At 61.4% G+C, this 11,729-nt stretch carries 10 protein-coding genes; 9 read left to right on the top strand and 1 reads right to left on the bottom strand.

What is annotated here, in order from left to right:
* Positions 1-102 precede the first annotated feature (102 nt).
* The 9 genes from AC1RL5_RS06410 (at position 103) to AC1RL5_RS06370 (ending at position 11,364) form a co-directional block, all read left to right on the top strand.
* The gene (locus AC1RL5_RS06410; RefSeq protein WP_041751953.1) at positions 103-510 is read left to right on the top strand and encodes a hypothetical protein; all 408 of its coding nucleotides are present in this window, start codon (positions 103-105) and stop codon (positions 508-510) included.
* Between the two features lie 113 nt (positions 511-623).
* On the top strand, positions 624-2,249 hold the full coding sequence (locus tag AC1RL5_RS06405) for an ABC transporter substrate-binding protein (protein ID WP_011059237.1): 1,626 nt from the start codon (positions 624-626) through the stop codon (positions 2,247-2,249).
* Between the two features lie 309 nt (positions 2,250-2,558).
* The gene (locus AC1RL5_RS06400; RefSeq protein ID WP_103289878.1) at positions 2,559-4,160 is read left to right on the top strand and encodes an ABC transporter substrate-binding protein; all 1,602 of its coding nucleotides are present in this window, start codon (positions 2,559-2,561) and stop codon (positions 4,158-4,160) included.
* A 166-nt stretch (positions 4,161-4,326) separates the two neighbouring features.
* Entirely contained in the window at positions 4,327-5,733 is a 1,407-nt protein-coding gene (locus tag AC1RL5_RS06395; protein ID WP_011059235.1) for an OprD family porin, read from the top strand.
* Between the two features lie 78 nt (positions 5,734-5,811).
* Positions 5,812-7,407 carry an ABC transporter substrate-binding protein gene (locus AC1RL5_RS06390; protein WP_093404763.1) on the top strand — a complete coding sequence of 532 codons (1,596 nt, stop codon included), beginning with the start codon at positions 5,812-5,814 and terminating at the stop codon, positions 7,405-7,407.
* A 73-nt stretch (positions 7,408-7,480) separates the two neighbouring features.
* The gene (locus AC1RL5_RS06385; protein ID WP_011059233.1) at positions 7,481-8,491 is read left to right on the top strand and encodes an ABC transporter permease subunit; all 1,011 of its coding nucleotides are present in this window, start codon (positions 7,481-7,483) and stop codon (positions 8,489-8,491) included.
* Between the two features lie 11 nt (positions 8,492-8,502).
* Entirely contained in the window at positions 8,503-9,414 is a 912-nt protein-coding gene (locus tag AC1RL5_RS06380; protein ID WP_011059232.1) for an ABC transporter permease subunit, read from the top strand.
* A 10-nt stretch (positions 9,415-9,424) separates the two neighbouring features.
* Positions 9,425-10,393 (top strand): ABC transporter ATP-binding protein, encoded by a 969-nt coding sequence (locus AC1RL5_RS06375; RefSeq protein WP_011059231.1) that lies wholly within the window; start codon positions 9,425-9,427, stop codon positions 10,391-10,393.
* Positions 10,393-11,364, top strand: a complete 972-nt coding sequence (locus AC1RL5_RS06370) for a peptide ABC transporter ATP-binding protein (protein WP_011059230.1) — start codon at positions 10,393-10,395, stop codon at positions 11,362-11,364. The genes AC1RL5_RS06375 and AC1RL5_RS06370 overlap by 1 nt, the downstream gene beginning before the upstream one ends.
* Positions 11,365-11,468: 104 nt before the next feature.
* Here AC1RL5_RS06370 and AC1RL5_RS06365 read toward each other — a convergent pair whose 3' ends face one another.
* Complete coding sequence (locus AC1RL5_RS06365; RefSeq protein ID WP_015634142.1) at positions 11,469-11,711, bottom strand: hypothetical protein; 243 nt, start codon at positions 11,709-11,711, stop codon at positions 11,469-11,471.
* Positions 11,712-11,729: the final 18 nt, after the last annotated feature.

The following is an 11,729-nucleotide window of genomic DNA, read 5'->3' as shown; positions in this document are numbered from 1 at the left end:
GGGTCTATGGGGCTGCATCCACTCCCCATAAGACGGCGAGTTTCCATGGCCCACAAGGCCAATCCTCAGATATGCCCTAGAAAAAGAAAAAATGAGGTTTGCATGGATAAGACCTTTCCGCTCCAGGTTTGGCAGACAACTGGTCTGATCCGCGGCACTACGCCGTCACAAACCCGCAGCGACCTCCACAGTGACAACCTCACTGCGAGCCCCGAATTCAGCACCTGCGACGATGTGCCGAGCACGCGCCATCGCCAGCAAAATTGCGGGCATCCGTTCTCCACGGCCTCCCTCACCCAGCCGCCCACTTCCATCCGGTCAGACAAGGCCGGGCGCCTGGGCCAAGCATCACCCGGCACACCAGCCAGCACCGCACCAAGAGTGGGCGCAATGGGCTTCGATTGCCCCGTGAAAAGGCAGCGCATGCACCACAAAACACCGGCGCAAACGATCAAATGCGTCAAGATTTATACAAATGCGTCATTCCTGTACGTTCGTTCCACTCTTTGAGACTTGTGGCAGCCCTGCATCTTGCATTGGGTATGAGGGCTGCATAAGTATCGGCGGGTCGACTCACAAGGTCGCCCTCTACACCAAAAATGACAACAAATCATGAGGCCACCATGTTCAAGAAAGCAGTCCTTCCGTTATTAGTCAGCGCCGGCTTGCTCGCCAGCGCACCCTTCGCCCAAGCGGCGACTAACCTGGTGTTCTGCTCTGAAGGGAGCCCGGCCGGTTTCGACCCTGGCCAGTACACCACCGGAACCGACTTCGACGCCTCAGCCGAAACCCTCTACAACCGCCTCAGCCAGTTCGAACGTGGCGGCACCGCGGTCATTCCGGGCCTGGCCACCAGTTGGGACATCTCGGACGACGGTCTGACCTACACCTTCCACCTACGCGAAGGCGTCAAGTTCCACACCACGCCGTACTTCACCCCGACCCGTACTTTCAACGCCGACGACGTGCTGTTCACCTTCAACCGCATGATCGACAAGGACATGCCGTTCCGTAAGGCCTACCCCACCGAATTCCCGTATTTCACCGACATGGGGATGGACACCAACATCACCAAGGTCGAGAAAGTCGACGACAAGACCGTCAAGTTCACCCTCAAGACCGTGGACGCAGCCTTCATCCAGAACCTGGCCATGAGCTTCGCCTCGATCCAGTCCGCCGAATACGCCGACAAGCTGCTCAAGGAAGGCAAGGCCAGCGACATCAACCAGAAGCCGATCGGCACTGGCCCCTTCGTGTTCAAGAGCTACCAGAAAGACTCGAACATCCGCTACACCGGCAACAAGGACTACTGGAAGCCTGAAGACGTGAAGATCGACAACCTGATCTTCGCCATCACCACCGACCCCTCGGTGCGTATCCAGAAGCTGAAGAAGAACGAATGCCAGGTCACCCTCTTCCCGCGTCCGGCCGACCTCAAGGCCCTCAAGGAAGACAAGACCCTGAAGATGCCTGAGCAGGCAGGCTTCAACCTCGGCTACATCGCCTACAACGTGATGCCGGTCCTCAAGGGCCGTACCGATGCCAACCCGCTGGCCGACCTCAAGGTGCGCCAGGCGCTGGACATGGCGGTGAACAAGCCGCAGATCATCGATTCGGTGTACCAGGGCGCCGGCCAGCTGGCGGTCAACGCCATGCCTCCTACCCAGTGGTCCTATGACACCACCATCAAGGACGCCAAGTACGACCCCGAGAAAGCCAAGGAGCTGCTCAAGGAAGCCGGCATCAAGGAAGGCACCCAGATCACCCTGTGGGCCATGCCGGTACAGCGTCCCTACAACCCCAACGCCAAGCTGATGGCCGAAATGCTGCAGTCGGACTGGGCGAAGATCGGCCTGAAAGTGAACATCGTCAGCTACGAGTGGGGCGAGTACATCAAGCGCTCCAAGGGCGGCGAGAACCAGGCGATGATCATCGGCTGGAGCGGCGACAATGGTGACCCCGACAACTGGCTCGGCACCCTGTTCGGTTGCGATGCAATGAACGGCAACAACTTCTCGAAATGGTGCGACAAGCCTTACGACGCCCTGATCAAGCAAGCCAAGGCTACCTCTGATGTAGCCAAGCGCACCGAGCTGTACAAGCAGGCGCAACACATCCTCAAAGATGCAGTACCGATGACACCTATCGCTCACTCGACGGTGTTCCAACCCATGCGCGCCAACGTGCAGGATTTCAAAATCAGCCCCTTTGGCTTGAACTCCTTCTACGGCGTCAGCATCGGCAAATAAGGTTCTGCAACGGCGACGTCCATGACGTCGCCGTTGCTTTACCAGCCCGGCCCGCTGGAGCTCGGTCTCTACTGCGCAACGACCCGCCACTGGCGCACTGTCTTGCGAATTCAGAGCCGATTCCTACAGGTATTTCAGGTTCGACGCAGTTACCGCCCGGCCCTCGACTCTCAAGGTCGGTGCAAGGCGAAGCTGCGTCTGCCAACGGGCACCTGCCGCACGTAGTGGTTTGGCATCAATGGCCTGTACAGGCTCCAGGAAGGAGTCATGGCCCATTGTTCATCACAACAAAAATGGAGAAGTACGGTCATGCGTCATTCCTGGATTTTCCCGGCCCTGCTGGGCAGCGGCCTGTTGGTCGCCAGTTCGTTCGGCACCGCTGCCGAACGCAGTTTGGTGTTCTGTTCCGAAGGCAGCCCGGCGGGCTTTGACACCGCCCAATACACCACTGCTACCGACAACGATGCCGCCGAGCCGCTGTACAACCGCCTGGTGGAGTTCGAAAGAGGCGCCACCAACGTGCTGCCAGCGCTGGCCAAGAGCTGGGACATTTCCGAGGACGGCCTCACCTACAGCTTTCACCTGCGCGAAGGGGTGAAGTTCCATAGCACGCCCTATTTCAAGCCGAGCCGAGACCTCAACGCCGACGACGTACTGTTCACCTTCAACCGCATGCTCGACGCCGAACATCCGTTCCGCAAGGCTTACCCGACGGAGTTTCCCTACTTCAACGGCATGAGCCTGAACAAGAACATCGCCCGGGTCGAAAAGACCGACCCGCTGACCGTAGTCATGACCCTCAATACCGTGGACGCGGCCTTCATCCAGAACCTGGCCATGAGCTTCGCCGCGATCCTTTCCGCCGAATACGCCGAGCAACTGCTCCAGGCCGGCACCCCGAGCCAGATCAACCAGAAACCCATCGGCACCGGGCCCTTCGTGTTCCAGCGTTATCAGAAAGACTCGCAGATCCGCTACAGCGCCAACCCGCACTACTGGGACCCAAGCCGGGTCAAGCTCGACCGGCTGATCTTCGCCATCAACACCGACGCCTCGGTACGGGTACAAAAGCTGCGGGCCGGCGAATGCCAGGTGACCCTGCATCCGCGCCCCGCCGATATCGACACGCTGAAAAACGACCCGAAACTGCAAGTCATCGAAAAGCCCGGGTTCAATCTGGGCTACATCGCCTACAACGTGCAGCACAAACCCTTCGACCAGCTCGAAGTGCGCCAGGCGCTGGACATGGCGGTGAACAAGCCAAGCATCCTAAACGCCGTGTACCAGGGGGCCGGACAGCTGGCAGTCAACGCCATGCCACCGACCCAGTGGTCCTATGACGAAACCATCAAGGACGCCGCCTACAACCCGGAAAAAGCCCGGGAGCTGCTCAAGGCCGCCGGGGTCAAGGAAGGCACGCAAATCACCCTCTGGGCCATGCCGGTACAACGCCCCTACAACCCCAACGCCAAGCTGATGGCCGAGATGCTGCAGTCCGACTGGGCGAAGATCGGCCTCAAGGTGAAGATCGTCAGCTACGAGTGGGGCGAGTACATCAAGCGCACCAAGAACGGCGAACACGACATCAGCCTGATCGGCTGGACCGGCGACAACGGTGACCCGGACAACTGGCTGGGCACGCTGTACAGCTGCGACGCCATTGGCGGCAACAACTACTCCATGTGGTGCAACCCGCAGTACGACAAGCTGATCAAGCAGGCCAAGGTCGTCACCGACCGTGAACAGCGCAGCCTGCTGTACAAACAGGCCCAGCAACTGCTCAAGCAACAGGTCCCTATCACACCCGTGGCCCACTCGACGATCAACCAGCCGCTGAGCGCGAAAGTCGAAGGTTTCAAGGTCAGTCCTTTCGGCCGCAACTCCTTTTCGGGTGTCAGCCTAGCCCCATAACCGATGAGCCAAAACCCTGGGGGCGATTTTCGCCCTCACGCAGACGCTTTGCCTGAATTCGGCGATCAAGCCACATGCAAACGTTTGCGATGCTGTGAATGAGTTCCAAAAACCAGCCGGCCCAAAAAAACCGGCATTTAAAAAAGAAAACAAAGGAGCTTCACCCATGAAACTGAGCAGCAGCGCATTGCTAGCCTTGGCTATCAGTAGCATCACCGCCTCGGCCTATGCGGAGAACGTCAGCCAGGACTTCGTCCCGACTGAACTGAACGCCACCAGTGCCCAGGCTGAGACCAAGGGTTTTATCGAAGGGCAGAGCCTGTCGGGTACCACGCGCAACTGGTACGCCAACGAGCTGAAACGTCGTAACGACCGTTTTTCGTACAACCACAATGGTGTAGAGACCTCGACCCCGCGACGTATCAACTGGGTCCAGGGCACCATCCTCAACTACACCTCGGGTTTCACTGAAGGCACCGTGGGCGTCAGCACGGAAGTCGCCGCCTACAACGCTATTGCTCTGGATCGTGACCGCAAGGACATCGCCGGCAAGAACAACCGCACCCTGACCCACTCCGACGGCGACGCCGTGGGCCAGTGGAGCAAGCTGGGCCTGGCCAACGTCAAGTTCCGCGTGTCCAACACCACCCTGACCGCCGGCCGGCAGAACTTCAGCACGCCGATCGTCGACGTCATCGGCAACCGTCCGCTGCCTTCGAGCTTTGAAGGGGTGAGCATCCACAGCGAAGAGTTCAACAACCTGTCGTTCGACGCCGGCAGCTTCGACCGGGTATCGCCACGGACCGAACAGAGCCTGTCCAAGTTCAGCTCCGAGTACAACAGCAACGGTGCCGAGACCGATCGCGTAAGCCTGGTCGGCGCCAACTATCAGCCGCTGAAAAGCCTGAAGACCAGCCTCTACGCCTCCAAGGTGGAAGACTTCTGGAACCAGTACTACTTCGGCGCCACCCACGAGCTGGGCGACAGCTCGGTGCTGAGCCTGACCACCGGCCTGAACTATTACAAGACCGTCGATACCGGCAAGAAGAAGATGGGCGAGATCGACAACGACACCTACTCGCTGTCGCTCGGGCTGACCCACCAGGCCCACAGCCTGACCTTCTCGTACCAGGAAATTAACGGTAACGAGTACTTCGACTACCTGCACGAAACCAACGGCATCTACCTGGCTAACTCCCTGCTCTCGGACTTCAACGGCCCGAACGAGAAATCCTTCCAGATCGCCTACGGCCTGAACATGGCCGAGTACGGCGTGCCCGGCCTCAAGTTCAACATTTATCAGGCCCGTGGCTGGGGCATCGACGGTACCCACTACAACGGCACCGCCTACAGCGGCGTCAAGGCAGACGGTACGGTCTATGGCGTACGCACCATGGACGGCGAGCACCACTACGAATACGGCATCGGTGCTTCCTACGCCGTACAGAGCGGCCCTCTGAAAGCCACCGCGATCCGTGCCACCTACACCACGCACCGCGCCAGCGAGAACCAGGCCGACGGCAACATCAATGAATTCCGACTGGTTACCACCATCCCGTTCAATATTCTCTAACCCACCAGTTGAAGGGCGGATTCATGACGAATCCGCCATTCAAGCTAATCTGGTTCAATCGATTGCAGAGGGTTCCTGATGAAAATGCTTCCCCTGAAAGCGGCCGTTGGCGCCGCCTTGCTGAGCGTCGCCCTGGGCGCCACAGCCAAACCCTTGGTGGTCTGTACCGAAGCCAGCCCGGAAGGCTTCGATATGGTCCAGTACACGACTGCAGTCACGGCCGACGCAGTGGCGGAAACCATCTTCAACCGCCTGGTGGACTTCAAGCCCGGCACCACTGACATCGAGCCGGCCCTGGCCGAATCCTGGGACATCAGCCCCGACGGCCTGCAATACACCTTCCATCTGCGCAAGGGCGTCAAATTCCACAGCACCGACTACTTCACCCCCACGCGTGAGATGAACGCCGACGACGTGCTCTGGAGCTTCCAGCGCCAGCTTGACCCGAAGCACCCCTGGCATGACAAGTCCAGCGTGGGCTTCCCCTATTTCGAAAGCATGGGCTTCAAGGAACTGCTGAAAAGCGTCGAGAAGATCGACGACCACACCGTGGTCTTCACCCTGACCCGCCGCGAAGCCCCTTTCCTCGCCGACGTGGCCATGGCCTTCTCGTCGATCTTCCCCGCCGAATACGCCGACAAGCTGCTCAAGGAAGGCAAGACCTCTGAGCTCAACAGCAAGCCCATCGGCACCGGCCCGTTCATCTTCACCCGCTATGCCAAGGACGCCCAGGTACGCTTCAAGGCCAACCCGGAATACTTCCGCGGCAAGCCGCCGGCCGACCCGCTGGTGCTGGCGATCACCACCGATAACAACGTGCGCCTGCAGAAGCTCAAGGCCAACGAATGCCAGATCGCCCTGTACCCCAAGCCCGATGACATTCCCAGCATCAAGGCCGATGCCAACCTCAAGGTCGACGAGCTGGCCGCCATGACCACCGGCTACACCGCCATGAACACCACGCGCAAATACATGAGCGATGTACGGGTACGCAAAGCCATCGACATCGCCTTCGACAAGGAAGCCTACGTCAACAGCCTGTACGGCAAGGGCAACGCCCTGGTGGCCACCGGCCCGTATCCGCCGACCCTGCTGGGCTTCAACAACAGCCTGAAGAACCCGCCCCGCGATCTGGACAAGGCCCGCGCGCTGCTCAAGGAAGCCGGTGTACCGGAGGGTACGGTTATCACCCTGTTCACCCGCAACGGCGGCGGCCCGACCAACCCCAACCCGATGCTCGGCGCACAGATGATGCAGGCCGACCTGGCCAAGGTGGGCCTCAAGCTCGACATCCGCGTGATGGAGTGGGGCGAGATGCTCAAGCGTGCGAAAAACGGCGAACACGATATGGTGTCGGCGGGCTGGGCCGGGGACAACGGCGATCCGGACAACTTCCTGACCCCGAACCTGAGTTGTGACGCGGCGAAAAACGGCGAAAACTACGCCCGCTGGTGCAACAAGACGTTCCAGGATCTGATCGACGAAGCACGCTCCGACGCTGAACCCGCCAAACGCGCCGAGCTCTATGAAAAGGCCATGCTGGTTTTCGAACAGGATCAACCGTGGATCCCCATGGCCTATCCGAAAATGTTCACCGCCATGCGCAAGAACGTCGAGGGTTATCACATTAGCCCCCTGACCACTAACAACTTCGCTACCACCCAAGTGAAGTAATAAGAAACGCCCGCCGTCCTTGACCCCAAGGATGGCGGGAACGCCTAACCGGCTGATTGAGGTACTTCAGAAGATGTTTAGTTTTATTGCCCGCCGTGTGGGGTTGCTGATACCCACATTCTTCGGCATCACCTTGCTGACCTTCGCCTTGATACGCATGATTCCCGGCGACCCCGTGGAAGTCATGATGGGCGAGCGTCGGGTCGACCCTGAGATGCATGCCCAGGCAATGGAACGCCTTGGATTGAACAAGCCGCTGTACGCCCAGTACCTGGACTACATCGGCAAGCTGGCCCACGGCGACCTGGGCGAGTCCCTGCGCACCCGCACCAGCGTCTGGAGCGAATTCACCTCGCTGTTCCCCGCGACCCTGGAACTGTCCATGGCCGCCCTGCTGTTCGCCGGCGTGCTCGGCCTGCTGGCCGGGGTGATCGCCGCCTTGAAGCGAGGGTCGCTGTTCGACCATGGGGTAATGGGGATCTCGCTGGCGGGGTATTCGATGCCGATCTTCTGGTGGGGCCTGATCCTGATCATGTTCTTCTCGGTAAGCCTGGGCTGGACCCCGGTTTCCGGGCGTATCGACCTGCTCTACGACATCGAGCCGAAAACCGGCTTCATGCTCATCGACACCCTGCTGGCCAAAGACACCGACGCCTTCTTCGACGCCCTGCAGCACCTGATCCTGCCCGCCATCGTGCTGGGCACCATTCCGCTGGCGGTGATCGCGCGGATGACCCGCTCCTCGATGCTCGAAGTGCTGCGTGAGGACTACATCCGTACCGCCAAGGCCAAGGGCCTGTCGCCGGCTCGGGTGGTGTTCGTCCACGGCCTGCGCAACGCGCTGATTCCGGTGCTGACCGTGGTCGGCCTGCAAGTCGGCACCCTGCTGGCCGGTGCGGTCCTGACCGAAACCATCTTTTCCTGGCCGGGCATCGGCAAGTGGCTGATCGAGGCCATCGGCGCCCGGGACTATCCCGTGGTGCAGAACGGCATCCTGCTGATCGCCTGCCTGGTGATCATGGTCAACTTCGTGGTGGACATCCTCTACGGCTTTGCCAACCCACGCATCCGTCATCAGCGCTGAGATCAAGACTAATGAGCACTCCAACTTCCTCAGTAGCAGTCGATCAAAGCCTGCTCTATCCGTCCGTCTACAAAGAATTCTGGCAGCACTTCTCCCGCAACAAGGGCGCGGTGGCCGGCCTGCTGTTCATGCTGCTGATCGTGTTCTGCGCACTGTTCGCGCCCTGGGTGGCGCCGCACAACCCCAGCGAGCAGTACCGCGACTTCCTGCTGACCCCTCCGGCCTGGCTCGAAGGCGGCCAGATGCAGTTCCTGCTGGGCACCGATGAACTGGGCCGCGACCTGCTCTCGCGCCTGATCCAGGGTTCGCGCCTGTCGCTGCTGATCGGCCTGTCGTCGGTGGTGATGTCGCTGATCCCGGGGATCCTCCTCGGGCTGTTCGCCGGCTTCTTCCCGCGTTTGCTGGGCCCGACCATCATGCGCCTGATGGACATCATGCTGGCCCTGCCCTCGCTGCTGCTGGCCGTGGCTATCGTCGCCATCCTCGGCCCAGGCCTGATCAATACCGTGATCGCCATTGCCGTGGTGTCCCTGCCGTCCTATGTACGCCTGACTCGCGCCGCAGTGATGGGCGAACTCAACCGCGACTACGTGACCGCCGCGCGCCTGGCCGGTGCCGGCCTGCCACGCCTGATGTTCATCACCGTGCTGCCCAACTGCATGGCACCGCTGATCGTCCAGGCCACCCTGAGCTTCTCCTCGGCGATCCTCGACGCCGCCGCCCTGGGCTTCCTCGGCCTGGGCGTGCAACCGCCGACTCCGGAGTGGGGCACCATGCTGGCCTCGGCCCGGGACTACATCGAACGCGCCTGGTGGGTCGTGAGCCTGCCGGGCCTGACCATTTTGCTCAGCGTGCTGGCAATCAACCTGATGGGCGACGGCCTGCGCGATGCGCTGGATCCGAAACTCAAGAACGCCGCCTGAGGAGATTCCCATGTCACTGCTAGAAATCAAGAATCTCAATGTCCGTTTCGGCGACGCCACTGCGGTGCCGGTGGTCGATGGCCTCGACCTCAAGGTCGACAAGGGCGAAGTGCTGGCCATCGTCGGCGAGTCCGGCTCCGGTAAATCGGTGACCATGATGGCCCTGATGGGCCTGATCGAGCACCCCGGCATCGTCACCGCCGATGCCCTAAGCTTCGACGGCCGCGACATGCTCAAGCTCAGCGCGCGCCAGCGCCGGCAGATCGTCGGCAAGGACCTGGCCATGGTCTTCCAGGACCCGATGACCGCGTTGAACCCCAGCTACACCGTGGGCTTCCAGATCGAGGAAGTGCTGCGCCTGCACCTGAAGATGTCCAGCAAGGCCGCACGCAAGCGCGCCATCGAACTGCTGGAAAAGGTCGAGATCCCCGGCGCCGCCAGCCGCATGGACGCCTACCCGCACCAACTGTCCGGCGGCATGAGCCAGCGGGTGGCAATCGCCATGGCGATCGCCGGCGAGCCCAAGCTGCTGATCGCCGACGAACCCACCACCGCCCTGGACGTGACCATCCAGGCGCAGATCATGGACCTGCTGCTGAACCTGCAGAAAGAGCAGAACATGGGCCTGGTGCTGATCACCCACGACCTCGCCGTGGTCGCCGAAACCGCCCAGCGGGTATGCGTGATGTATGCCGGCCAGGCGGTTGAGGTGGGCCAGGTACCGGAGCTGTTCGACATCCCCGCGCACCCCTACAGCGAAGCGCTACTGGCGGCGATTCCCGAGCACAGCCTCGGCGCCACTCGCTTGTCGACCCTGCCGGGCATCGTCCCCGGGCGCTACGACCGGCCTCAAGGCTGCCTGCTGTCGCCGCGCTGCCCCTACGTGCAAGACAACTGCCGCGCCCAGCGCCCCAGCCTCGACCCGAAAGCCGCCAGCCTGGTGCGCTGCTTCTACCCGCTGAATCAGGAGGTGGCGTAATGGCCGTCGTTCTTACCGCCCGCGACCTCACCCGTCACTACGAAGTGTCCCGTGGCCTGTTCAAGGGCCACGCCACCGTGCGCGCACTCAACGGCGTGTCCTTCGAGCTGGAAGCCGGCAAGACCCTGGCTGTGGTGGGTGAATCCGGCTGTGGCAAATCCACCCTGGCGCGGGCCCTGACCCTGATCGAGGAACCGTCTTCCGGCTCGCTGAAGATCGCCGGCCAGGAAGTCGCCGGCGCCGACAAGGCCCAGCGCAAGCAACTGCGCAAAGACGTGCAGATGGTGTTCCAGAGCCCTTATGCCTCGCTCAACCCGCGGCAGAAGATCGGTGACCAGCTGGCCGAGCCGCTGCTGATCAACACCAAGCTGTCGGCCGCCGAACGCCGGGAAAAAGTCCAGGCGATGATGAAGCAGGTAGGCCTGCGTCCCGAACATTACCAGCGCTACCCGCACATGTTCTCCGGGGGGCAGCGCCAGCGTATCGCCCTGGCCCGGGCAATGATGCTGCAGCCCAAGGTGCTGGTGGCGGACGAACCGACCTCGGCCCTGGACGTATCGATCCAGGCCCAGGTATTGAACCTGTTCATGGACCTGCAGCAGGAATTCAACACCGCCTACGTGTTCATTTCCCACAACCTGGCAGTGGTGCGCCACGTGGCCGACCAGGTGCTGGTGATGTACCTCGGCCGGCCGGTGGAAATGGGCCCCAAGGAGGACATCTACACCCGCCCCCTGCACCCCTACACCCAGGCCCTGCTGTCGGCGACACCGACCATCCACCCGGACCCGGACAAGCCGAAGATCAAGATCGTCGGCGAGCTGCCCAACCCGCTGAACCCACCACCGGGCTGCGCCTTCCACAAGCGCTGCCCTTATGCCACCGAGCGCTGCAGCACTGAAGAGCCGGCCCTGCGCCAGCTCGACAGCCGCCAGGTGGCCTGCCACTACGCCGAGCAATTCGTGCTGTAGCGGCCATGAAAAAGGCGCTCCCGGATGCCTCCGGGAGCGCCTGAACCTTGTTCGACCCGCCCCCGGCGACGGATTGCGCATCAGTCCGTCGTCGGGGGTTTCTTTTAGCCCTGGCTGTCGCCGTCATCCTCGTCGGTGGTCTGGTCGTCATCGCCGGAACTGCCACCCTGGCCCTCATCGCCCGGCTCCGATTCGGACTTGGCAAGCATCTGCACCGGTGCGCTCTGGCTCGAGGAGTAACCCGGCTCGCTCACCTGCATCAGGTTGTGGGCCCAGGCCGCCGAGGTTCCGAGCGACAGCATCACCAGCACTTTGATCAACAGCACAACGCGTTGGAAAATTCTCATAGCCGATTCCATCCTTTC

Source organism: Pseudomonas sp. GW822-FHT06D10 (assembly GCF_058799535.1).
This window is presented reverse-complemented; position numbering and strand designations above follow the sequence as displayed.

Excerpts from the sequence above, each read along its gene's own strand:
- AC1RL5_RS06410 (WP_041751953.1), top strand. The coding sequence starts at position 103 with ATGGATAAGACCTTTCCGCTCCAGGTTTGGCAGACAACTGGTCTGATC.
- AC1RL5_RS06405 (WP_011059237.1), top strand. The coding sequence starts at position 624 with ATGTTCAAGAAAGCAGTCCTTCCGTTATTAGTCAGCGCCGGCTTGCTC.
- AC1RL5_RS06400 (WP_103289878.1), top strand. The coding sequence starts at position 2,559 with ATGCGTCATTCCTGGATTTTCCCGGCCCTGCTGGGCAGCGGCCTGTTG.
- AC1RL5_RS06395 (WP_011059235.1), top strand. The coding sequence starts at position 4,327 with ATGAAACTGAGCAGCAGCGCATTGCTAGCCTTGGCTATCAGTAGCATC.
- AC1RL5_RS06390 (WP_093404763.1), top strand. The coding sequence starts at position 5,812 with ATGAAAATGCTTCCCCTGAAAGCGGCCGTTGGCGCCGCCTTGCTGAGC.
- AC1RL5_RS06385 (WP_011059233.1), top strand. The coding sequence starts at position 7,481 with ATGTTTAGTTTTATTGCCCGCCGTGTGGGGTTGCTGATACCCACATTC.
- AC1RL5_RS06380 (WP_011059232.1), top strand. The coding sequence starts at position 8,503 with ATGAGCACTCCAACTTCCTCAGTAGCAGTCGATCAAAGCCTGCTCTAT.
- AC1RL5_RS06375 (WP_011059231.1), top strand. The coding sequence starts at position 9,425 with ATGTCACTGCTAGAAATCAAGAATCTCAATGTCCGTTTCGGCGACGCC.
- AC1RL5_RS06370 (WP_011059230.1), top strand. The coding sequence starts at position 10,393 with ATGGCCGTCGTTCTTACCGCCCGCGACCTCACCCGTCACTACGAAGTG.
- AC1RL5_RS06365 (WP_015634142.1), bottom strand. The coding sequence starts at position 11,711 with ATGAGAATTTTCCAACGCGTTGTGCTGTTGATCAAAGTGCTGGTGATG.